This window comes from Curtobacterium sp. PhB78 (assembly GCF_003751685.1).
Lineage (GTDB): Bacteria > Actinomycetota > Actinomycetes > Actinomycetales > Microbacteriaceae > Curtobacterium.
In genome coordinates, this window is sequence record NZ_RKIA01000001.1 from 329935 (window position 1) to 350561 (window position 20627).

The window sequence follows — 20627 nt, forward strand, 5'->3', positions numbered from 1 at the left end:
CTCTCGCAGGCGAGCGAGCGAAGCGAAGGAGGACGTCCCCGGCTACAAGGGGCGTCAGGCCCCGGGGCTCGTGTAGTGCCGGGACTGCCGCATGAAGAACCACCATCCGAATGCGAGCATCAGCGGCCCGGCCATGGGTGCGATGTCAGCGAGCCACGTCGGGACCAGCAGCTCGTCGGTCTTGCCGAGCACGACGGTCGCAGGCAGGTACGCGATGAACGCCAGCGGCAGCGCGAACGTCAGCGCGAAGACGCCCGCGGGACCGAACACGGGAAGCGGGTAGGCCCCGAAGTCGGTGAGCGTGTTGTCGACGCTGACCTTGAGGTCACGGGTGGATCCCAGCCGGAACGACAGCCCTGCGAGACCGATCTGCAGCCCGGCCTCGAGCAGACCGCCACCGATCGCGGCCGCCACGGTGAGTGCGACCAGCCAGGGCGTCCAGTCGATCGGCGCGAGCGTGATGGCGGCCACGAGGATCCCGAGCCCGAGCACCAGGTCGCCGAGGGTGCCCAGGTTGAACCACCTGGTCAGCAGCTGGATCAGCGGTGGTACGGGGCGGAGCAGGAAGCGGTCGTACTCGCCCTCGCGGATCACCATGTCGGTCGCCAGGTGCTGTCCGAAGAACACCGTCCCGACGCCGTGTGCAGTGAGCCGCAGCCCGTACAGGAAAGCGATCTGCGCCGTCGACCAGCCGGCGATGACGCCGAACCGGTCGAGCAGGACGCCGATGAACAGCAGCTGCGTCCCTTGCAGGGCCGCACTGCCCGCCATCATCAGGATCAGGTTGCCCTTGTAGATGAGGGACTGCCGGAACGCCGCGGCGAGCAGGATCCGCCACTGGCGGAACCAGCCGGGAGGCTCGGTGGCGGTCCCCGGGGCGACCGTGCGTCCGATGTTAGCCACCGTTGATCACCGTCCTCCGCAGGGCGCGCAACCACACCAGGTGGGCGGCGAACGCGAGCGCGACGATCCAACCGGCCTGCAGGGCGAGCTCACCGAGGACGTTCCAGCCCGGCGTCCGCTCGAACCAGATCGAGAGCGGGGTGAAGATCTGCGCACTGAACGGCAGCACACGGAGCACCGCGGCGAGGCCGTCCGGCATGAACCACAGCGGGATGAGCGAGCCTGAGCAGAACGCCGCCGCCATGCTGTAGATCATGTAGGCGCCGCCGACGTCGGTGGTCCAGAACGCGGTCAGCCCGACGATGAGGTTGCACTGGATCGCGATGACCAGACCGAGGACGGCGCTGAGCACGAACACGAGGGTCTGCCACCAGGTGCTCGGAGCGGGAACCGCTCCGAGCAGCAGCGCCAGGGCGAGCCCGACGATCGCCTTCGGCACGTTGGCGAGGGAGCTGCCGAGCTGCGCGGCGACGGTCTGCGTGATCAGCCCGACCGGCCGCATGATGTCGAACACCACATTGCCGTCGCGCACCCGTCGGTTCAGCGACGAGAACTGCCACGGCTGGAACACGACGGCGAACAGGGCGCCGAGGACCGCGTACCCGACGGCGTCGGCACGGTCGACGCCGCTCACCGAGGTGCGGTCGCCGTAGACCGCGTTCCACACGAGCATCACGAGGACGACCCGCATCACCGTGCTCACCGTGCCGACGAGGACATCGGCGCGGAAGACAAGGACGGAGCGCAGCCCTTGCCCGACCAACGCGAGGCGGACCGCGAGCGGGCCGGCGGGCCGGTCGCGGGCCTCCAGGACGTCAGCCGACACGGCGCACCGAGCGTGCCGTGTAGATCTCGGTGATCACGTCCTCGAGTTCCGGCTCGTGGACCGTGAGGTCCGCGATCGGCAGCGCGGCCGTGGTCCGGGCGATCGCGGTCGAGGTGGACACCTCGGTCGGGTCGTACCGGAGGTCGAGGAGGTGCGCATCACCGTGCTCGTGCGTCCCTGCTCGCTCGACGCCCTCACCCCACCAATCGCGCGGCTCCGGCCCGGACAGTTCGACGCGCAGGGTTCGGTGTGGCAGGTACGCCCGGCGGAGCGCGTCGATGTCACCGTCGAACAGGATCCGACCGTCGTCGATGATCACCACACGACGGCACAACTGCTCCACGTCACCGATGTCGTGGGTGGTCAGCATGACCGTCGTGCCAGCGGTGCGGTTGCGCTCCCGGACGAATTCGCGGATGCGTGCCTTGGCGACCACGTCGAGCCCGACGGTCGGCTCGTCGAGGTACAGCACCGGCGGCTCGTGCAGCATCGCCGCGACGAGGTCCCCACGCATCCGCTGTCCGAGGGAGAGCGTCCGGACCGGCCGGTCGATGAAGGACCCGAGGTCGAGCAGGTCCACGAACTCGTCGAGCGTGCGTCTGTACGCCGACGGGGCGACGCCGTAGAGCTTCGCGAGGACGTCGAACGAGTCTCGGAGCGGCAGGTCGAACCACAACTGCGTGCGTTGCCCGAACACCGCACCGATGGTGCGTGCGTTCGCCGAACGGTCCTTCCACGGCACGACACCGTTCACTCGGACCTCGGACCTCGCCACTCGTGGGGACGAGCACACCTGTCAGCATCTTGATCGTCGTCGACTTCCCGGCGCCGTTCGGGCCGAGGTAGCCCACGATCTCGCCCGGCTCGATCGACAGCGAGACGCCGTCAACGGCCCGGTTCGTGATCGTCTTCGTGGTGAACAGGTTCCGCAAACCCGAGAACGCACCCTGCACCCGGACGGGGCGTGAGAACTCCTTGACCAGACTGTCGGCGACGATGAGCGACATTCGTCCAACGTATCGAAGAAAGCCCCCAGTGGCGAGGAACCGACATCGCCCGACGCCGCTGTGAGAGCATCACCGGATGCACGACGATGTTGCGAACGACGTGCGGAGCGAACCGTTCCGCGCCGGTGAATCCGTGGTCCTCCGCAGTCTGCACACGCTCGGTTCGCACGGTCGGACCGTCGCCTTCGCCGTCGCGGGTCGAGTCCTCGTGGACGACGACGACGTCGCGGTGGTCGCGAGTCCGCTCGGGTCCGCGGTCCGTCGCCGGGCCGGTACCGGCAGCGGACCGAACGCGCGGCTCGTCCTCCCCTCGGACTGGGACGGCTCCTACGTCGAGGACAGCTGGTTCGGAGCGACCGTGGTCCGCGTGCACCCGAGGGGCGCAGCGTGGTCGGTGTGGCGCTGGCACGACGGGACGCAGTGGCTGCCGGACTGGTACGTCAACCTCGAGCTGCCATGGGTGCGTACCTCCGTCGGCTTCGACAGCCAGGACTGGACCCTCGACGTCATCGCGACCCGAGACGATGCGGGCCGCTGGTCGATTCGGAACAAGGACGAAGACGAACTCGCGTTCTACACGGACGAGGGCCTGGTCACGGAAGCGGACCGCGCGATGATCGAACGCACCGGCGAGGATGCCACCGCGGCCGTGCACGCGGGTTCGTTCCCGTTCGAGACCGACTGGTCGCGGTGGGTGCCGGACCCGAACTGGTCTGCCCCGCAGGTGCACGCAGGGTGGGATGCCGTCCGCTAGCTCCGCTCAGTGCGTCTGCGCCGCGAGGTCGGCGTAGGCGGCGGCGTACCAGCTGACGGTCGAGTCGCCCGACGTGGGCCCGATGGTGATCGAGTCGGCCGAGGTCACGACGTAGAGGTCTTCGTCGTGGCCGCACTGGACCGAGCGCGCCGCGAGCTCCCTGCCGGTGTCAGCGCCGTCGGCGATGCGACCGCCCCAGACGGCCATGCGGATGGTTCCGTGTCCCTGGCAGGCGACGGACACGCGGACGTGTGCGCGCTCGCCGCCGTCTGCGACGCCCAGGGACAGCCGACTCGACGCGTCGTTGGTCCCGGCACCAGCGCCGAGTTCGCCGGGCTGGTCCGCCCACCGATCCTGGACGTTCTCCATCCAGGCGGAAGCGACCTCGACGTCGTCAACCGGCGTCGCACGGCCGGAGCAGGCGGTGAGCGACACCACGATCACGAGCGTCAGCCCGATGATGCTGCTCCATCGGCGGCGGCGAAGGTGGTCGTGCACAGACGAGGCAATCATGTCGATCACAGTGTCGTGCACGCCGACCGCTCCCGCACCCTCCCGTTCTGGCGTCGTGCTCGTGACGGGGTGCGACGCATCGGAGCCGTACCTTCACGACGAGTTCGTCTGAGGCTGACGCCGTCCCGGTCCAGGAAGGCGCTCTGACAGTCCCTACGGTGGTGGGATGCGTTCTCTCGCCAAGCTCGATGACTGGTCTCCGTCCGACGTCCATGCGGTCTTCGAGCTTGCTGACGCGTACCAGCACGGCCGGGGACCGGTGACGGCGGGGTCGGCAGCCATGTTCTTCCCGCCGACCAGTCTGCGAACCAGGGTGACGTTCGAGCAGGGTGCTTCGCTGATGGGGCTCGGTCCGATCGTGTTCCCGGACACGACGCTCGACAAGCCAGAGGCGCTGGCAGACGTCGCCCGGTACCTCGTCAACTGGGTCGACATCATCGTGGTGCGTCACCGTGACCTCGCCGTCATCGAGGGACTGGTTGCCGCGCATGCGCTGCCTGTCGTGAACGCCATGACCGACGAGAACCACCCGTGCGAGGTCCTCTCCGACCTCTACGCACTGCGGCAGCGTGGGGAGATCTCGTCGCTCCGCTTCCTCTTCGTCGGGGCGGACGGCAACATCGCCAGGGCATGGCAGGAAGCTGCTCGAGTCCTGCGACTCGACCTGGTCCAATGCTGCCCGGCCGGCCTCGCAACGCCGGGCGCTGCATGGACCGACGACCTCGAGACTGCCGTGCGGTCGGCGGACGTGATCCTGACGGACGGCCCCGGAGCGCACGCCGACGCCCTCGAGTCGTACCGGATCACCGCGGCGCTCCTCGACCTCGCGCCGACGGGAGCCCGCTTCGACCCGTGTCCGCCGTTCGTGCGTGGCCGTGAGGTCAGCGCCGATGCCGTGGAACACCCCGCGTTCGTCGGGCACGGGTTCAAGGCCGCACTGCTCCCGGTGCAGCAAGCAGTGATGGCGTTCTGCCTCGGTCTCGGACCGTCGGGCGGCTCCGCCAGCCGTCAGTAGTCGGGGTCCTGGCGATCCTGGTCCTGCCAGGGCAGCATCCGGCCGGCGACCAGCGACAGCACGCCCCCGAACATGAAGACGAGCAGCACCGCCCACCAGGGGTTGCTTCGTTCGCGCGGCTGCTGTCCGTCCATGCCGTCACGATAGCGGGTCAGTCGGTCGCACCCCGTGGCGGTTCGACGAGCAATCCGACGCGATCGGCCAGGTAGTCGGCGAGCGGGACGGCGGAACCCGCGGCCGGTGACCAGCGGACGAGCGGCACGTCGTCCTCGATGAAGAGCACCCCGGTCGAGCCGACGAGCGTCCCGTCCAACGCGATCGCGGTGGCGCCGTGGTTGACGGTGTCGCCGGCCGTGAAGTGTCCCTTCGCCGCAGCCGCGCGGTAGGCCCGACGGACCTCGGCGGAGACCGACTGGAACTGCGCCCGGCCCGGATCGGTGACCCGGGTGATCGCCCCGGTGGCCCAGACCCGACCGCCGGACTCGAGCGACGAGCCGATCAGCAGCGCACCGACCCGCCACACACGGCCGAGGGGCCGCATGGTCGCTTCGCGGCGGATGCCGAGCACCGCCTTCGGCTGCACGTACTCGCCGAGCGCTTCGTCCGGCACCCCGGCGGCGCGGAGCCGGCGTGCGGCGTCGTCGAGCAGTTTGCGCGCTCGCTGCACTCCGTCGGTCACGTCCACCGAGCCTAGACCGGGGCCTGCCCCGAGCCCCGGTGCGATGCGCTGCGGCGCCCGTGACCGGTCGTCGCACGTCGCCCGTGCTCGGCCGTCGACCGTCGTCGGCGGGCGGCCGTGACGGTCCCGATGGTGATCATCACACCGCCGTAGGCCAGCAGGACCCCGGCGACGGTCGGGATGAGCCAGCTCCGCGACCCGTTGACGAGCTGGTTGACGACTCCGATCTCGGGGATGCTGTACCAGACGACGCCCCGGATCTGCGCGGCGGTGACGGGGTGCGGGTCCGCCTTCGCGTTGTTGTCGCCCTTGAGCACGAAGGTGCGTTCGCCGTTCGACGACGAGGACACCGAGGTCACGCGGTGGCTGATGACGGCCGGCTGGCCGGAGACGATCTGGTAGGTGACGACGTCGCCCACCTCGATGTCGTCGACGGCGGTCGGGCGGACGACGAGCAGGGTGCCCGGGGGCAGCGTCGGCTCCATCGACTGGGTCAGGACCGTCAGCGGCATCGACCCGGTGGCCTTGGGGACGACGATGAGCACGACGGCGAGGGCCGCGACGAGCAGGAGCAGCCCGGTGCTGAGACCGAGGACGACGGCGTGCACGACCGCACGCCCACCGGAGCGCTCCGCACGTTCGGGACGAGCCGCCGCGCGGGTCACGCGCCGCACCGGATCGCCGCGCCGTTGTTCTGCGTGAAGAGCGTGACCGGGCCGCTCCCGGCGACGGTCGAGGTCGGGTTGCCGGCGCTGTCGAGGACCTTGACGGTGACGGTGAGCGTGCCGGAGGTACCCGCGCTCGCCGGGATGTCGCTCGGGGCGATGGTGATGAACGCCGAGTAGTCCTGGGCCTTCTGTCCGACCGGCGTGGTCCCGACGTAGGCGGCGTACCAGGTCTCCTTGGGGCGGCCTGCGGCGTCCCAGGTGACGTCGACGTAGTTGCCGCTGTGGTCGTTGCAGGTCAGCGCTGCTTCCGCTGCGGAGGTGTTCAAGTAGAAGCCTCCCTGCACGACGCCCGACGTCCAACTGCCGCTCGCCACGGTGAGGTTCACGTTCACGTTGGCCGTGGCGGATGCCGGCGCCGAGGACTTGGGCGTGCTGCGGGTGCACCAGATGGCCGAGGCGCCGGCGGCGAGCTTGGACGTCATGCTCGGCAGTGACGCCCAGGTGCCGGTGACCGAGCCGCTGCCGACCGCGGTGTTCGTCGTGCACGCCGCGGTCGTGGCGACGGGCCACGCGACGACGGTGACCGCCTGCGCGAGCGCCGTCGAGCTGCCGGAGACGACGGACACGGTGGTCATCGCGGTGCCGGCGATGGAGCCCGAGTTGGTGAGCGTGATCGGCTTCGTGACCGACGTCACCGTGGACGAGAAGGTGGTGGTCAGCGCGCTCGTGCCGGCGATCGACGCGGAGACCTTGCCGATCGTGACGCTCGAGGCCGTGGTGCCGGACGCACTCCACAGTGCCCAGGCGGCGCTCGACCCACCGCCGACGAACACGGCGGTGAGCAGCACGGCGACGACGAGCCGGAGACGGCGGTTCATGCGGAGACCTGCGTTCCGGTGACGGTGAGGGTGAAGTCGGTGACGGCGCCGGACACGCTCTGCGGCGCGTCGGCGTCGAGGACCAGCTCGACACAGCCGACGGTGCTCGCACCGGGCTGGAGCGTGAACGAACCGCTACCGGTGTCGAAGGCGGCGAGACGGCCGCTCGCGCCGGACAGCCCGGCGGTGCAGGCCGCAGCCGATGACACGTTGGTCAGACGGAGCGTCAGCTCGCCGAGGACGGCCGCCGACGACGCGTTCGTCGCGTAGGCGACGTTCGTGGACGTCGTGGCGACGCGCATCGACAGTGGGATCGAACCGGTGTTCTTCACGGCGAAGGTGCCGGTGACTCCGGTACCCGGTCCGAGGACGGTGGTGTTCATCGTCGACAGGGTGCCGACGGTGATCGTCGCGGTCGCGGACTTCACGGTGGTGGCCGCGGTGCTGGCGGTGCCGTTCCAGAGGGCGTAGGTCCCGCCGACGCCGAGGAGCGCCGTAGCGACGGCGACGACCAGGGCGAGCGCGACGGGCAGGATCCACCGGTGGCGTCGTGCCGCGCGGTGGCGGCCCGTCGTCCTCGGTGTCCCGGTCATGTGCGTCCCCTGGTGCTCGTGAGCCTCTGCTGGTGCGGGCCACAAGGGCCCAGGCGGGCCACAAGGGCCCAGACGGGCCACAAGGGCCCAGCACGGGCCACGACCGGCGGATCAGGGGCCGGTCGTGGCCCGCGTCAGTGCGATCGGTGGATCAGGAACCGATCGCGGTCTGGGTGAGCGTGAAGGCCAGGGCGCCGACGTTGATCGACCCGTTCTGCCCGGTCGTCGCCGAGGACGGCAGCGTGATCGTGAAGACGACCTTGACGGTCGAGGTCGACGCCGACGGCGAGACGACGAAGGTGTTCGCGTTCGACGTGGACTGCACGACGGTGGCGCTCGAGGACGTCACGGCGAGGGTCTTCTGCGTCGCGGCGAGGAGTGCGGAGTCACCGGTGATCGACTGGCTGGCGTAGGTCAGGTTCGCCTTGAGGTCCTGGCCGGTCGCACCGATGTTCAGCGTCTGCGTGAACTGGAACGTGTTGCCCGGCACCATCAGGGCGGTGGTGGGGTTGATCGCGGTCGAGCGGCCGTTCGTGATGTCCGTCCAGGCGCCGTCGTTGTTCGCGCTGAGGGTCAGCGTGCCGGAGCTCACCGAGGACGCGGCGCTGGAGGCACTGGCGTTCCAGAGGGCGAAGGTGCCTGCTCCACCGAGGAGGAGGGCGATGCCGGCTGCGCCGGCGATGGCGCCAGTGACGATCTTGTGCATGGTGGCGGGTCCGTTCTGTGCGTTCGGGGCGCACTGGATTCCACCGGCTCGTGATTCGGGTCGTCGTGCCGGTGGGACGGTGTCATCGACCTCGCGGGTGAGGGGTCGCGGCTGACCTTTGCCGAGAGCGGTCGCCGGGCTCCGGAGCGCAGATCTGCTGCTCGGGCGGGCTGGACTCGCTCTGATGACGACGGTACTCGTCCCCCAAAGTGCGGACAAGTAGGAACATGCTTTCGCATGGACCCAAAACGGGGGTGATTTTTGTCCACCCTGTGGAGGACATGTTTGTACCCCGATCACCACCGGAATGCCGGACGTCCCCCGACCGTTGCACCGACCGGAAACGAGGAGGGCCCATGGGCATCGTGCGCTGGCTGTTCGACGCGCAGATCGTCATCGGCGACCAGACGGTGCTCTGGCGCGAGGTGATCGGCAACGTCTTCGGGCTGCTCAGCGCGCTCGGCGGGATGCGCCGCAAGGTCTGGGCCTGGCCCGTCGGGCTGGTCGGCAACGCGCTCCTGTTCACCGTCTTCATGGGCGCACTGTTCGACACCCCGAACCCCGTCAACCTGCTCGGCCAGGCCGGCCGCCAGGTGATGTTCATCATCGTGAGCATCTACGGCTGGTACCGCTGGACCCACCGGCCCGACGACACGTCCACCGTGATCGAACCGCACTGGGCGTCGTGGCGGACGCGCGTCCTGCTGGTCGTCGGCATGGTCGGCGGGACCGCCCTGCTCACCCCGGTGTTCCGCGCCCTCGGGTCGTACGAGCCGGTGTGGAGTGACGCGTGGATCTTCGTCGGCTCGCTGCTCGCCACCTACGGCATGGCGAAGGGCTGGGTCGAGTTCTGGCTCATCTGGGTCGCGGTCGACCTGGTCGGTGTCCCGCTTTTGTTCTCGGCCGGGTACTACGCGTCGGGTCTCATGTACGTCTTCTACGGCGTCTTCACGCTGACCGGCTTCTTCGTCTGGGCGAAGCAGCGGGTGAAGCCCCCGGCAGCCCCCGTCACCGTCGGCTGACGACCCGGCTGAACGGCCCGCCCACGCCGAGCCGGTCCACGCCGACCCGGCGTGGATGTGACGGCCCCCGGTCTGGGACGAGACAATGGGGTACCGCACACGATGGGATGGTCGGATGGAACCCCTGCACGGCGAACGCGTCGAGGACGATGAGTCCCTCGCCGAGCGCACCGTCCGCGGAGCGATCCGCGCCTACCGGCTGCACTCCTTCGACGCGGTCGACGCCTCGGTGGTGGCCGAGGTCGCGGGCATCCCGCTCGAGACCGTGGAGCGGTTGTTCCCCGCGTGGGAAGCCCTGTTGCTGGTGACGTACGACCGGTGGACGCAGCTGCGTGGCACCCGTCGGAAGACCCCGCCGGCGTGCACGATCGACCACGTCCGGCTGACCCTGGCCGAGGACGTCGCCGACCCGGGGCTCGTCCGCGTCCTCGCGGGCGTGATCACGGTCGCGAGTTCCGAGTCCGGCTTCGCCGAGCTGTTCCGCAAGCGCTTCGACGAGTACGTCGAGCAGCTCAGCAACGGTCTGCAGCGCGACTTCGACAACGGTGCCGAGGAATCGGCGATCCCGTCGTACCAGGCGGCCACCCAGCTGCTCGCGGTGTACGAGGGACTGCAGATCCAGATGCTCGTCCGGCCCCACATCGACGTCATGGTGGAGTTCGACCGGTCGGTCCGGACGCTCCGCCAGGGCTGGAAGCAGCACGAGTTGCCGTCGTGGGACCTCGACGCCGACGTCCCCGAGCGCGAGACGCCGCAGCGCCAGCGACCGGCGGAACACCAGCAGACTGCACGCGAAGCCGAGCGGGAACCCCAGAGCCGTCCCTAACGGGAGACCGACCGCCGCCGCCACGACACGATCTGCCGCAGCGTCACCTTCGATCCGTACTGCGCGACCGAGTGCCGGAACAGGTACTCGGCGAACCAGAGCAGCAGGCCGGCGGCGACGAACACCTCGACGATGCAGACCACCGACTCGGTGACGCTCAGCGAGCCGACGGCGTTCCGCACCATGGCGGTGACGGGCGTGAACGTCGGGAAGTACGTGAAGAACGCGGCGACGGGCGACGTCGGGGTGGTCATCACGAAGAACGCCGCGTAGAGCGGGATGATCAGGGCGAAGATCGCCGCGGACTGCAGCGCCGAGGCGTCCTTGATCGACGGCACCGCGGCACCGACAGCGACGAACAGCCCGGACGCCAGCAGCACGCCGCCGACGAGCAGCAGGGCACCGACGAGCATCCGCCACGGGTCGATCGTCAGCCCGCCGAGCTGCGAGGCGACGAGTGGCAGGACGGCGAGCATCCCGACCAGCCCCGGGATGACGAACACCCCGACCTGCACGAACCCGACGAGCAGCATCGCGATCACCTTGCCGCGGATCAGGTCGCCGGCGGTGACGGCGGTCAGGATCATCTCGGAGATGCGGTTCTCCTTCTCCTCGACCACGACGGTCACCATGCGTGCCGCGAGCAGGATGACGAGTCCGAAGAAGGCGGCGACGTACAGGAACGGCGGAACGATCGACAGCCAACCCGGCGCGACCTGCCCGTCGGCGTAGGTCGTGACGTCGGTGGCCGGTGGGGAACGCAGGAGCTCGACGGTCTCGGGGTCGTCGACGGTCGCGGCGACGCTCTGCTCGAGCACCCGTTCGGCGAGCGACGAGTAGCCACCGTTCGCGAACAGGCCGCGGTCGGCGGCGTCGACGGTGATCGGCGAGGTCGAGGGGGAGGACGGGAACGAGATGAAGGCGTCGAGGTCCCCGGAGCGCACGGCGGCGCGGTCGGCGTCGGCGTCGGTGGACGGCGACCCGCCCCACTTCGCCGCGACGGACTCGGACACCAGCCCGGAGTGGTCGACGTAGCGGAACGGGGTCTTCGTGGCCGACGAGCCCGAGACGACCGAGTCGGTGCCGGCTGCCTGTCCGATGCCGACGAGCAGGGACACGATGACGATGACGACCGGCAGCGCGAGCGTGCCGATCCAGAACGCGGGCTTCTTGACCGCGCGGACGAACTCGAACCGGACGACGGTGCCGAGGCGGCTCACGCTGCTGCCCCCGCGGCGGCGAGCGCGTCGTGGCCGTAGACCTGCACGAAGATCTCGTCGAGGGGGATCCGACGCATCTCGAACGCGGTGACGCGGACACCGTCCGCCACCAGCGCCGCGAGGATGTCGGCACCGTCCGGTGCTGCGGCCGACGTCGGCACGAGGTAGGCGACGTGGCCCTCGTGCCGCGCGAGCTTGTACAGCGGCGAGCGTGGGACCGGCCCGTCGAGGCCGACCCGGGCGACGGCACCGCCGAAGGCGTCCTGCACGTCGGGGATCGACCCGTAGGCGGCGGCGGTACCGTCCTTGAGCAGCAGGATCCGGTCGCAGAGCCGCTCGACCTCGTCCATGTGGTGGGTCACGAGGATGACGGTCGCACCGTCGGCCTTCCGTTCGTCGACCAGGTCGAGCAGCAGCCGTCGGTTCACGGGGTCGAGGCCCTTCGTGGGTTCGTCGAGGATGAGCAGCCGCGGCCGGTCCATGATCGTGATGCCGAGCTGCACCTTCTGCTGCTGCCCGCCGGAGAGCTTGTCGACGCGGAGCTTGGCGCGGTCGGCCAGGCCCACGCGTGCCAGGTAGTCCATGCTCCAGGCCGTCGCCTCTGGACCCCGGAGCCCGCGGAGCCGTCCGAAGTAGGACATCACGTCGATGACGGATTCCTTGCGGTAGAGCCCGCGCTCTTCGGGCAGGTACCCGATGCCACCGGTGGCGGGCCGGTAGGGCTGGCCGTCGATGGTCAGGGTACCGGCGGTCGGGGTGGTGATCCCGAGCAGGGCACGGATCGTCGTGGTCTTGCCGGAGCCGTTGCTGCCGAGCAGGCCGAACGTCTCGCCGGCGGCGACGTCGAACGACAGTCCGTCGACCACGTTCCGGTCCCCGAACCGCATGACGAACTCCTGCACGCTGATCGTCGCCCCGCTCATGCGGCGACCCTACCGGCAGCGGCTGACGTCTCGGATGCCGGTCGCGGCCCGAGATGGTGACCCCACGGCGGACGGGAGGCCCGGTGCCTGCCTGCACCGTCCTCCCTCGCAAGCTCGGTCGGCGCGCCCCGCGCAATGCTTCGCATTGCCGCCGAGCGGGGCGCGCCCGTCCGTCACCTGGTCGCGTCCACGACGCGCACCCTGCGTCAGGAACGCAACCAGGCCGTCCCCACGCCCGTGAGGGCACCGTCTGCCACCGGTGCCGAGGCGAGCAGCAGCTCGCCGGCGGGGAGTTCGTAGGGCTCGTCACCGAACACCGTCACGCTCGTCCAGCCGTTCGGGCGTCGGAACGCGAGCACGTCGTCGCGGCCGGTCTCGAGCCACTCCAGGTGCTCCTCGGACTGCAGCTGGCCGCGCAGCCCGAGGGCCTTCCGGTACAGGTTCAGGGTCGAGTCGGGGTCGGTGTCCTCGGCCTCGACGCTGGCGTTCGCGAACCACGCCGGCTGCGGCAGGTGCGCGGAGCCGTCGCCGAAGCCGAACGACGGGCCGGACCGGGTCCACGGGATCGGGACACGGCAGCCGTCGCGGCCGACGTCGACGCCCGGGTTCCGGAAGAACGCGGGGTCCTGGCGGTCGGCGTCGGGGATGTCGCCGACCTCGTGCAGACCGAGCTCCTCGCCCTGGTACAGGTAGGCGGAGCCGGGCAGTGCGAGCTCGAGCAGGGTCGCCGCCTGCGCGCGGCGCAGCCCGAGCGAGCGGTCCAGCGCGTCCTGCGACCCACCGGCGAGCAGCCACTTGCCGCCCTGCTTGTCGGGGGAGCCGTTCCGCGCAGGCAGCGCGTAGCGGGTGGCGTGCCGGACGACGTCGTGGTTCGAGAACACCCACGTGGTCGACGAGCCGGACTGCTCGGCCAGGCCGAGGTTGAACTCGATGATCTCCTTGAACGAACCGGCGTCGAAGTCGGCCTCGAGCAGGTCGAAGTTGAACGCCTGCCCCAGACCGTCGGCGCTGGCGTACCGGGCGCGGCGGTCGGCGGCGACCCAGGCCTCGGCGACCGCGGTGCGGGCGGGGGTGTACTCGTTGAACACGGTCCGCCACTCGGCGTAGATCTCGTGCACGTCATCGCGGTCCCACAGCGGGTGCGAGCCGTCCTTCGGGATCTCGGCGAGCTCCGCCCAGGTCGGCAGGGCGCCGGAGGGCAGGTCCTTCGCGAGCCCGTGGGCGACGTCGATGCGGAAGCCGTCGACGCCACGGTCCGACCAGAAGCGCAGGGTGTGCAGGAAGTCGTCGCGGACCTCGCGGTTCGCCCAGTTCAGGTCGGGCTGCTCCTTGGCGAAGGAGTGCAAGTACCACTGGCCGTCGCCGACCGCGGTCCACGCCGGGCCGCCGAAGATCGAGATCCAGTCGGCCGGAGCCTGTTCGCCGGACGGTCCGGTGCCGTCGCGGAAGACGTACCGGTCGCGGGCGGGGGAGCCCTTCGGTGCGGCGAGCGCCTCGCGGAACCACTCGTGCCGGTCGCTCGTGTGGTTCGGCACCACGTCGACGATCACCCGGATGCCGGCGGCGTGCAGCGCCTCGACCATCCGGTCGAAGTCGTCGAGCGTGCCGAGCTTCGGGTCGACGTCGCGGTAGTCGTCGACGTCGTAGCCGCCGTCGGCGAGGGCGGACGGGTAGAACGGGCTGAGCCAGACGGCCTCGACACCGAGCGACGCCAGGTACGGCACGCGCTCGGTGATGCCGGGCAGGTCGCCGATGCCGTCGCCGTTCGCGTCCGCGAAGGAGCGGGGGTAGATCTGGTAGACGCTCGCCTGGCGCCACCAGGTCTCGTCGGCGCTGGTGGTGGCGGGCTGGGCGAGGGTGTCGGTCACGACGGGCCTTTCGTGGTTCGTGGTGGTGTCGGTCGGTTCGGTCGTGCCGGCCGGGTCGGTCGTCTTGCTCACTTGATGGCGCCCTGGGTCACACCGGCCATCACCCATCGCTGCGTGACGAGGTAGACGATGATCGCCGGGGCCATCGCCATCAGGTACGAGGCGAACGACACGTTGTAGTTGTTGCTGAACTGGGTCTGGAACATCTGCTGCAGCACCGGCAGGGTCTGCAACGCCGGGTCCGAGGTGATCAGCGACGGCATCACGAAGTCGTTCCACGACGCCAGGAACGCGAAGATGCCGACGGTCGCGCTCATCGGTGCCAGCAGCGGGAACACGAGCCGCCAGAACACCTGGCCGGTGCTCGCGCCGTCGATGCGGGCGCTCTCCTCGAGCTCGGCCGGGATCGACCGCAGGAACGCGGTGAACAGCAGCACGCTGAACGACAGCTGGAACATGACGTGCAGCAGCGCGACGCCGAACGGGTTGTCCAGGTGTGCGAGGCCGGTGAGCTTCACCTGCGACAGCGCGAGCACCGGGAACGGCAGGAACATGGCGGCGAGCAGGTAGAAGAACGACCAGCGGAACAGCCGACGGTCCCAGTTCCGGGCGATCGCGAACGCCGTGAACGACGCGAGCAGGATCGTGCCGACGACGGTGATCGCGGCGACGAGCACCGAGACGCCGAACGCCCGCGGGAAGTCGGTGAGCTCCCACGCCTGCACGAAGCCGTCGACGCTGAACGGTGCCGGCAGCGAGAACGCGTTGCCGTCGACGGCCTGGCCGGTCGTCTTGAACGCCATCGTCAGGGTGACGTAGAGCGGCACCAGGATCGAGAGCGCGCAGAGCACGAGGACGACGGTGACGGGCCAGTTGGCGTTGCCGCCGCGGCGGCCGGCGGTCCGGTCGGCGTCGACCGATCTGATGCTGCCCGTCTTCGTCGTCCCCGGACGGAGGGGTGTCTGGATGGTCATCAGAGCGCTGCCTTCCCGCGGGTCGCCCGCAGCTGGATCACGGCGATGACGACCGCGATGATGAAGAAGATCGTGGCGTTGGCCATCTGGTAGGCGTAGTCGCCGCCGTTGAAGCCCTTGAAGATCGACATCGCGACGCTCGTGGTCGAGGTGCCGGGGCCACCGTCGGTCAGGCCGACGATGATGTCGTACGAGTTCAGGAAGTTCTTGAACCCGATCACCAGGTTGATCAGGATGTAGCCGGCCGTCAGCGGTGCGGTGATCGAGATCAGCTGCCGCCACGCGCTCGCGCCGTCGAGGGCAGCTGCCTCGTAGACCTCGCCGGGGATGGACAGCACCCCGGCGATGTAGATGAGGAGCGTCGACGGGATCGCCTGCCACGCGGTGACGATCACGATGGCGACCCACGCCAGGTCGGGGTTCGCCAGGATGCTCTGCTCGAGCGGACCGAAGCCGATCGCACTGGCCAGGGCCGGCAGGCTGTTCGCGAACAGGAACGAGAACACGTACGCGATGACGATGCCCGAGATGACCATCGGCAGCACGAACACCGCGCGGAGGGCGATCTTGCCGCGGATCTTCGACGTCAGCGCGATGGCGAGCAGGAACGCGATCGCGTTGACGACGATCACGGTGACGAGCGAGAACCCGAGGGTGAACAGGTACGCCTGCAGGATCGCGGGGTCGGAGAACACCGCGACGTAGTTCGTGAGCCCGATGAAGCGGAACTCACCGAACCCGACGGAGTTCGTGAAGCTGAGCACGATGCCCATCACGGCCGGCAGCGTGATGGCGAGCGTGAAGAGCAGCAGGGTGGGGAGCAGGAAGGCGAGGAAGAGCGGTTCGATCCGCTTCCGCTTGTGGGTGACGGACGGGAGGCCCGGGGCGGCTCCGCCACGTCGGCGGCGGTCCGCCGTCGTGATGGCTTCGGTGGTCGTGGTTGCCATGGGACGTCTCCTTACGCGGCCGTGCGGAGCGCGAGACGCGCCCAGTCGGCGTCGAGGGTGCGGAGCTGGCGCTGCGGGTCGCCGCCGAAGGCGATCGACTGCGCGTAGTTCGCGACCGGGATCTCGGCGGGGATGAGCTGCGACGCACCGAGGTAGAAGGCGGCGTCGTCGTAGTACGACTGCATGCCGGTCAGCGCCGGGTTCGACGCCGGGGGAGCGTCCTTTCGGACACCGAAGCCGTTGTTGTCGGCGTTGTACTTGTCGTTGACCTTCGACTGCATCAGGAACGTCAGGAACTCGCGGGCGGCCTCCTGCTTGCGGGACGCCTCCGGGATCCAGAGCGCCAGGTCGACGTTCACCCGCACCTTGTTGTCCGCGGCGTCGTCGGTGACGGGCAGCGGGAACGTGCCGAGGTCCATGTCCTTGTTCGTCTTGGCGATCTCGCCGAGCGCCCACGGCCCCTGCAGGTACATCGCGGCCTTGCCCTGTGCGAACGCGAGGTTGCCGTCGCCGTAGCCGCGGCTGGCGGCACCGTCCTGGTGCCATGCGCGCAGCTGGGTCATGCGCTCCATCGGCGTCCGCAGGTCCTTCTCGAACGACACCGACGAGTCCTTGCCGACGCTCGTGCCCTCGCGTCGCAGTGCGTCGAACGTCTTCGGGGTGTCGATCGCACCGCCGACCGTGTAGTCGAACATGCCCTGCGCGATCGTCCAGTTGTCCTTGAACGTCCCGTAGATCGGGGCGATGCCGGCCTGCTGCAGGCGCCCGCAGAGATCGGCGAACTCGCTCCAGGTGGTGGGTACCTCGAGTCCCTGCTCGGCGAACAGTGCCTTGTTGTAGATCACCGAGGCGGCGGTCACCGAGTACGGCAGCGCGCTCTTGCGACCCGGGTAGTCGGCGGTCTGCTGCATGAGCGGCCACAGGTCCGGGTTGATCGTGTCGGCCTGCGACAGGTCGGAGAGGTCCGTCAGGGCTCCGTGCTCGACGAACGGCACGACCGAGAAGTTGTAGTTCCAGCAGCCGAGGTCCGGCGGCCGGTTCCGGACGAAGTTCGCGGACATGCTCGAGGTCGAGTCGCGGACGACCCGCACCTTCGACTGGCTGTCGTGGAACTGCGCGATGACGCCGTCGAAGTACCCGATGACCTCGGGCTTCGAGACGTAGAACGTGATGGTCTCCGGCTTGGCGCTCGAGGACCCGATCGGGGCGCACCCGGCGAGCGCGAGGCCCGCTCCGATGCCGCCGGCTCCGAGCAGGAACGAGCGTCGGCTCACCGATGCCGCCGTCCTGGTCGTGGCGTGTGGTTGCACGTCGTCTCCGTCCGTCCGGACCCGGCAGCCCTGCCGTTCCGTCCTGCGATCGGCTCCGATGCCGACCGCGAGACTAAATCTAGCGACAAAATCTAATTACGCAAGGAACTCGTTGCGCGATAAGGTCACGGCATGCCGCCACCCCGTCGAACGAGCGCCGAGACACTGCTCGCGCACGCCTTCGACGCTGGCGCCTTCACCGCGACCGAGGCCATCGACGCCACCGGCCTGACCCGCTCGACCGTGCTGGCCGCGTGCGAGGAACTCGTCCGGCTCGGCTGGCTCCACGAGCTCGACGACGCCCGTGCCGCCGGGGAGTACCGGATCGGTCGGCCCGCCCGGCGCTACGAACTCGACACCGCCGCCGGGGTCGTCGTCGGCGTGGACGCCGGACAGCACCGGGTCACCGCCATCGTCGCCGACCTGCGCGGCACCGTGCTCGGTCGCGCCGAGGGGGCCCTCGGTGAGTCGGGACTCGAGGTCCCCGTCCGGCTCGCAGTCCTCGCCGACACCGTGGACGACGCGCTCGCCGCCGCCGGAGCCGACCGCTCCCGCGTCCTGGTCACCGTCGTTGGCATCCCCGCGCCGGTCGACGCCGGCGGGGCATCGCCGGGCGACGGCGGCTTCTGGGATCGGATGAACCCGGGCTTCGCCGACGCCGTCCCGCACGGCCGCGTCGTCGTCGAGAACGACGCGAACCTCGCCGCGCTCGCCGAGCGGCCGTCATCGGGGGACGCCTCGTTCGCCGCACTGCTCTCCGGCGAGCGGTTCGGCAGCGGTCTCGTGGTCGACGGTGTGCTGCTCCGCGGTGCGCACGGCGGCGCGGGGGAGATGCGCGTGCTCGACATCGTCCAGGGCGTCGGGTCGTCGGACGGCATCGGCGCGACGGCGCGGACGCTGGTCGCCGAGGCCGTCGCTGCGGGCGAGGTCCGGCCGGGCAGTCCGCTCGCGGTGGACGCCGGTGCCTCCGCCGTGTTCCGCGCGGCGCAGGACGGCGACACCGTGGCGCTGGCGATCGTCGACCGCCTCGGCGACCGACTGGCCCGCGTCTGCGTCCTGCTCGCCAGCCTGCTCGACATCGACCGCGTGGTGGTCGCCGGTGCGATCGCCCAGCCTGCGGTCGCCGTCATCGACCGTGCCCGCGCGCTGCTCGACGGCTGGCACTTCGACCCAGTGCCCGACCTGGTGGCGTCGACGCTCGGGGGCGACGTCGTCGTCATCGGGGCCATCGCCCACGCGGTGGACGCGGTCCGTGCCGACCCGCTGTCGTTCCCGCTGGGCGGTGTCGACCGGATCAGTACCGACGGTCGAGCGGCAGTTCCCGCTCCCGATCCCAGTCCTCGGTCCACCCGAGCCGGTCGAACAGCGCATCCAGCAGCATCGCGGTGAACCCCCACACCAGGTGGTCGTCGTGGTGGTCGTCGTCGTGGTGGTCGCCGTGCTCCGCATCGACGGTGAAGCCCGGCCCGCGCCACTCCTGACCACCGCGTCGGATCACCGTGACCCCGCGGTTCGCCGGGTCGAGCAGGTCCGCCACGGGGACCCGGAACACCGCGGCCGACTCGCGCTCGTCGACGACCCGGATCGGGGACGGCTCGCGCCACCACCCCAGCACCGGGCGCACCAGGTGGTTCGAGAACGCCAGCGGCACCGCGGGCAGCGTGCCGAGGACCTCGACGCCCGTCGGGTCGAGCCCGGTCTCCTCACGCGCTTCGCGGAGGGCTGCGGCGACGGCGTCGACATCGCCCGGGTCGATCCGTCCGCCGGGGAACGCGACCTCGCCCGGGTGCGCGCGCAGGGTCGTGGCACGCGCGAGCAGCAGGACGTCGAGGTCGCGTGGGACGTCGGTGGCGACGGCCGGGCGGTCGCTGGGAGTGCGGTCGAGCGTGCCGAAGAGCATCAGGACGGCGGCGTGCCGCGGGGTGGTCGTGCCGCCGGGTTCGACGGGAGGCTCGGCGTCGCCCCACCCGTTCGCTGCGACGGTCGCGAGTGCCGCCCGTGCTCGCCCCTCGTCGCCCATCACCCGCCCACCCTAGGCGTGCGGCGCTGGTGGCCGTGCGCCGTGCGCCGTGCTTCGTGAGCAGAAATGGTCGGGTCGGGAATCGACACTCGACCATTCCTGCTCACGAAGTCGCCGGAGGTGCCCGAACGCAGTCAGCCGGACCGGCCCGCGCGCCAGTACCCGGTGAAGGCGATCCGCTCCTTCGGGATGCCCGCGCCGACCCAGTGGCGTCGCGCTCCGCCGGCGAGGGACTGCTCGCCGGCGACCCAGGCAGCGTGCTCGGGGCTCACCGACGATCGGGTGACCGCGTCGAGCGCCGCGGCTCCGGGACGTCGACCGGGTTCGCGGGTGATCCACGTCACGTCGATGCCGGTCGGGGCATCGATGGTCCGCACGTCGGCGTCCGTCGGGACCTCGAGGATCGCGGTGCCCTTGGTCGAACGGGGGAGCGACTCGAGGATCCCGGCTGCAGCGGGCAGGGCGCTCTCGTCCGCGACGATCACGATCGGACGACCGAGGGCGTCCCGGTCGAAGCCGATGCCCTCGTCGATGAGCCCGGCCACGTCGCCGGGCTGTGCGCCGAGTGCCCACCCAGCCGCGGTCGGCCCGGTCGGTGCGTGGTCGTCGCCACTGCCGTGCACCACGAAGTCGACGTCGAGCTCGTCGCCGTGGTGCAGTCGGCGGAGGCTCCGCACGGTGTAGCTGCGGAGGATCGGTCGGCTCGCCTTCGCCACCGTCAGGAACCTCAGGTAGCTCACCGTGTCGAGCTTCTGCGGGGCCCGCGTGAGGTCACCGCCGTCCACCGGCAGGAACAGACGGAACCACTGGTCGTAACCCATGCGGGTGAATCGGCTCAGGTCGTCGCCGCCGAACACCACGCGGATGAAGGACGGCGAGATCCGTTCGGTCCGCACGACGTGCAGGGTGAGGAGCTCGACGCGTTCCGGCTTCGTGCGGGTCGCCTGCATGTTCGTCCGTACCATGTAGGTAAGG

Annotated in this window: 23 protein-coding genes and 1 pseudogene; 5 read left to right on the top strand and 19 right to left on the bottom strand. The window is 70.1% G+C overall.

From position 1 onward, the window contains the following. Nucleotides 1-54: 54 nt before the first annotated feature. The 4 genes and pseudogenes from EDF53_RS01650 to EDF53_RS19800 all read right to left on the bottom strand — a co-directional run. Entirely contained in the window at nt 55-903 is an 849-nt protein-coding gene (locus tag EDF53_RS01650; protein ID WP_123291947.1) for an ABC transporter permease, read from the bottom strand. After that, a complete protein-coding gene (locus EDF53_RS01655; protein ID WP_123291948.1) occupies nt 896-1729 on the bottom strand; it encodes an ABC-2 family transporter protein in 834 nt (277 codons plus the stop codon). Before EDF53_RS01655 ends, EDF53_RS01650 begins: the two co-directional genes overlap by 8 nt. After that, nucleotides 1719-2483, bottom strand: a complete 765-nt coding sequence (locus EDF53_RS19575; RefSeq protein WP_260215165.1) for an ATP-binding cassette domain-containing protein — start codon at nt 2481-2483, stop codon at nt 1719-1721. The genes EDF53_RS01655 and EDF53_RS19575 overlap by 11 nt, the downstream gene beginning before the upstream one ends. Nucleotides 2484-2499: 16 nt before the next feature. Then, nucleotides 2500-2736, bottom strand: a pseudogene (locus tag EDF53_RS19800) (ATP-binding cassette domain-containing protein); the annotation flags it as partial. A 76-nt stretch (nt 2737-2812) separates the two neighbouring features. On the opposite strand from EDF53_RS19800, the gene EDF53_RS01665 reads away from it, so the two are divergent. Beyond that, nucleotides 2813-3490: a DUF402 domain-containing protein gene (locus EDF53_RS01665; RefSeq protein WP_123291949.1), complete on the top strand. Its 678-nt coding sequence runs from the start codon at nt 2813-2815 to the stop codon at nt 3488-3490. A gap of 6 nt (nt 3491-3496) precedes the next feature. Here the strand turns inward: EDF53_RS01665 and EDF53_RS01670 are convergent, their stop codons facing one another. Next, nucleotides 3497-4003: a hypothetical protein gene (locus tag EDF53_RS01670; RefSeq protein ID WP_148058246.1), complete on the bottom strand. Its 507-nt coding sequence runs from the start codon at nt 4001-4003 to the stop codon at nt 3497-3499. Nucleotides 4004-4169: 166 nt separating this feature from the next. Here EDF53_RS01670 and EDF53_RS01675 point away from each other — a divergent pair, with 166 nt between their 5' ends. Beyond that, entirely contained in the window at nt 4170-5018 is an 849-nt protein-coding gene (locus EDF53_RS01675; protein WP_123291951.1) for an ornithine carbamoyltransferase, read from the top strand. Here EDF53_RS01675 and EDF53_RS19120 read toward each other — a convergent pair. The 6 genes from EDF53_RS19120 to EDF53_RS01700 all read right to left on the bottom strand — a co-directional run bounded on the left by EDF53_RS19120 (nt 5012) and on the right by EDF53_RS01700 (nt 8542). Continuing rightward, nucleotides 5012-5152 carry a hypothetical protein gene (locus tag EDF53_RS19120; RefSeq protein WP_185020900.1) on the bottom strand — a complete coding sequence of 47 codons (141 nt, stop codon included), beginning with the start codon at nt 5150-5152 and terminating at the stop codon, nt 5012-5014. The genes EDF53_RS01675 and EDF53_RS19120 overlap by 7 nt on opposite strands. 17 nt (nt 5153-5169) lie before the next feature. Beyond that, the gene (locus EDF53_RS01680; RefSeq protein WP_148058247.1) at nt 5170-5697 is read right to left on the bottom strand and encodes a hypothetical protein; all 528 of its coding nucleotides are present in this window, start codon (nt 5695-5697) and stop codon (nt 5170-5172) included. Between the two features lie 11 nt (nt 5698-5708). Further along, nucleotides 5709-6362, bottom strand: a complete 654-nt coding sequence (locus EDF53_RS01685) for a signal peptidase I (RefSeq protein WP_260215166.1) — start codon at nt 6360-6362, stop codon at nt 5709-5711. Next, nucleotides 6359-7243 (bottom strand): hypothetical protein, encoded by an 885-nt coding sequence (locus tag EDF53_RS01690; protein ID WP_123291954.1) that lies wholly within the window; start codon nt 7241-7243, stop codon nt 6359-6361. The genes EDF53_RS01685 and EDF53_RS01690 overlap by 4 nt, the downstream gene beginning before the upstream one ends. Further along, a complete protein-coding gene (locus EDF53_RS01695) occupies nt 7240-7836 on the bottom strand; it encodes a TasA family protein (protein WP_123291955.1) in 597 nt (198 codons plus the stop codon). Before EDF53_RS01695 ends, EDF53_RS01690 begins: the two co-directional genes overlap by 4 nt. 151 nt (nt 7837-7987) lie before the next feature. Continuing rightward, nucleotides 7988-8542 carry an alternate-type signal peptide domain-containing protein gene (locus EDF53_RS01700; protein WP_123291956.1) on the bottom strand — a complete coding sequence of 185 codons (555 nt, stop codon included), beginning with the start codon at nt 8540-8542 and terminating at the stop codon, nt 7988-7990. Between the two features lie 356 nt (nt 8543-8898). On the opposite strand from EDF53_RS01700, the gene pnuC reads away from it, so the two are divergent. Further along, on the top strand, nt 8899-9564 hold the full coding sequence (gene pnuC, locus EDF53_RS01705) for a nicotinamide riboside transporter PnuC (protein WP_123291957.1): 666 nt from the start codon (nt 8899-8901) through the stop codon (nt 9562-9564). A gap of 115 nt (nt 9565-9679) precedes the next feature. After that, nucleotides 9680-10390, top strand: a complete 711-nt coding sequence (locus EDF53_RS01710; RefSeq protein ID WP_123291958.1) for a hypothetical protein — start codon at nt 9680-9682, stop codon at nt 10388-10390. On the opposite strand, the gene EDF53_RS01715 is transcribed toward EDF53_RS01710, so the two are convergent. The 6 genes from EDF53_RS01715 to EDF53_RS01740 form a co-directional block, all read right to left on the bottom strand. Continuing rightward, nucleotides 10387-11610: an ABC transporter permease gene (locus tag EDF53_RS01715; RefSeq protein WP_123291959.1), complete on the bottom strand. Its 1224-nt coding sequence runs from the start codon at nt 11608-11610 to the stop codon at nt 10387-10389. The genes EDF53_RS01710 and EDF53_RS01715 overlap by 4 nt on opposite strands. Further along, nucleotides 11607-12533 carry an ABC transporter ATP-binding protein gene (locus EDF53_RS01720; RefSeq protein WP_123291960.1) on the bottom strand — a complete coding sequence of 309 codons (927 nt, stop codon included), beginning with the start codon at nt 12531-12533 and terminating at the stop codon, nt 11607-11609. The genes EDF53_RS01715 and EDF53_RS01720 overlap by 4 nt, the downstream gene beginning before the upstream one ends. Nucleotides 12534-12739: 206 nt before the next feature. Beyond that, nucleotides 12740-14401 (bottom strand): glycoside hydrolase family 13 protein, encoded by a 1662-nt coding sequence (locus EDF53_RS01725; RefSeq protein ID WP_123292311.1) that lies wholly within the window; start codon nt 14399-14401, stop codon nt 12740-12742. A gap of 68 nt (nt 14402-14469) precedes the next feature. Further along, nucleotides 14470-15375 carry a carbohydrate ABC transporter permease gene (locus EDF53_RS01730; RefSeq protein ID WP_123291961.1) on the bottom strand — a complete coding sequence of 302 codons (906 nt, stop codon included), beginning with the start codon at nt 15373-15375 and terminating at the stop codon, nt 14470-14472. After that, complete coding sequence (locus EDF53_RS01735) at nt 15375-16322, bottom strand: carbohydrate ABC transporter permease (protein ID WP_123291962.1); 948 nt, start codon at nt 16320-16322, stop codon at nt 15375-15377. The genes EDF53_RS01730 and EDF53_RS01735 overlap by 1 nt, the downstream gene beginning before the upstream one ends. 11 nt (nt 16323-16333) lie before the next feature. Further along, complete coding sequence (locus EDF53_RS01740) at nt 16334-17596, bottom strand: ABC transporter substrate-binding protein (protein WP_243698072.1); 1263 nt, start codon at nt 17594-17596, stop codon at nt 16334-16336. Nucleotides 17597-17764: 168 nt separating this feature from the next. Here EDF53_RS01740 and EDF53_RS01745 point away from each other — a divergent pair, with 168 nt between their 5' ends. Next, nucleotides 17765-19021: an ROK family protein gene (locus EDF53_RS01745; protein ID WP_123291964.1), complete on the top strand. Its 1257-nt coding sequence runs from the start codon at nt 17765-17767 to the stop codon at nt 19019-19021. On the opposite strand, the gene EDF53_RS01750 is transcribed toward EDF53_RS01745, so the two are convergent. Beyond that, entirely contained in the window at nt 18927-19652 is a 726-nt protein-coding gene (locus EDF53_RS01750; RefSeq protein WP_123291965.1) for a CoA pyrophosphatase, read from the bottom strand. The genes EDF53_RS01745 and EDF53_RS01750 overlap by 95 nt on opposite strands. Before the next feature lie 134 nt (nt 19653-19786). Continuing rightward, the gene (locus EDF53_RS01755; RefSeq protein WP_185020901.1) at nt 19787-20617 is read right to left on the bottom strand and encodes a siderophore-interacting protein; all 831 of its coding nucleotides are present in this window, start codon (nt 20615-20617) and stop codon (nt 19787-19789) included. Nucleotides 20618-20627 lie beyond the last annotated feature (10 nt).

What these genes read in the sequence shown, in the direction of transcription:
- EDF53_RS01665 (WP_123291949.1), top strand. Translation starts at nt 2,813, where the DNA reads ATGCACGACGATGTTGCGAACGACGTGCGGAGCGAACCGTTCCGCGCC.
- EDF53_RS01670 (WP_148058246.1), bottom strand. Translation starts at nt 4,003, where the DNA reads ATGATTGCCTCGTCTGTGCACGACCACCTTCGCCGCCGCCGATGGAGC.
- EDF53_RS01675 (WP_123291951.1), top strand. Translation starts at nt 4,170, where the DNA reads ATGCGTTCTCTCGCCAAGCTCGATGACTGGTCTCCGTCCGACGTCCAT.
- EDF53_RS19120 (WP_185020900.1), bottom strand. Translation starts at nt 5,152, where the DNA reads ATGGACGGACAGCAGCCGCGCGAACGAAGCAACCCCTGGTGGGCGGTG.
- EDF53_RS01690 (WP_123291954.1), bottom strand. Translation starts at nt 7,243, where the DNA reads ATGAACCGCCGTCTCCGGCTCGTCGTCGCCGTGCTGCTCACCGCCGTG.
- EDF53_RS01695 (WP_123291955.1), bottom strand. Translation starts at nt 7,836, where the DNA reads ATGACCGGGACACCGAGGACGACGGGCCGCCACCGCGCGGCACGACGC.
- EDF53_RS01700 (WP_123291956.1), bottom strand. Translation starts at nt 8,542, where the DNA reads ATGCACAAGATCGTCACTGGCGCCATCGCCGGCGCAGCCGGCATCGCC.
- pnuC (WP_123291957.1), top strand. Translation starts at nt 8,899, where the DNA reads ATGGGCATCGTGCGCTGGCTGTTCGACGCGCAGATCGTCATCGGCGAC.
- EDF53_RS01710 (WP_123291958.1), top strand. Translation starts at nt 9,680, where the DNA reads ATGGAACCCCTGCACGGCGAACGCGTCGAGGACGATGAGTCCCTCGCC.
- EDF53_RS01720 (WP_123291960.1), bottom strand. Translation starts at nt 12,533, where the DNA reads ATGAGCGGGGCGACGATCAGCGTGCAGGAGTTCGTCATGCGGTTCGGG.
- EDF53_RS01730 (WP_123291961.1), bottom strand. Translation starts at nt 15,375, where the DNA reads ATGACCATCCAGACACCCCTCCGTCCGGGGACGACGAAGACGGGCAGC.
- EDF53_RS01735 (WP_123291962.1), bottom strand. Translation starts at nt 16,322, where the DNA reads ATGGCAACCACGACCACCGAAGCCATCACGACGGCGGACCGCCGCCGA.
- EDF53_RS01745 (WP_123291964.1), top strand. Translation starts at nt 17,765, where the DNA reads ATGCCGCCACCCCGTCGAACGAGCGCCGAGACACTGCTCGCGCACGCC.
- EDF53_RS01750 (WP_123291965.1), bottom strand. Translation starts at nt 19,652, where the DNA reads ATGGGCGACGAGGGGCGAGCACGGGCGGCACTCGCGACCGTCGCAGCG.
- EDF53_RS01755 (WP_185020901.1), bottom strand. Translation starts at nt 20,617, where the DNA reads ATGGTACGGACGAACATGCAGGCGACCCGCACGAAGCCGGAACGCGTC.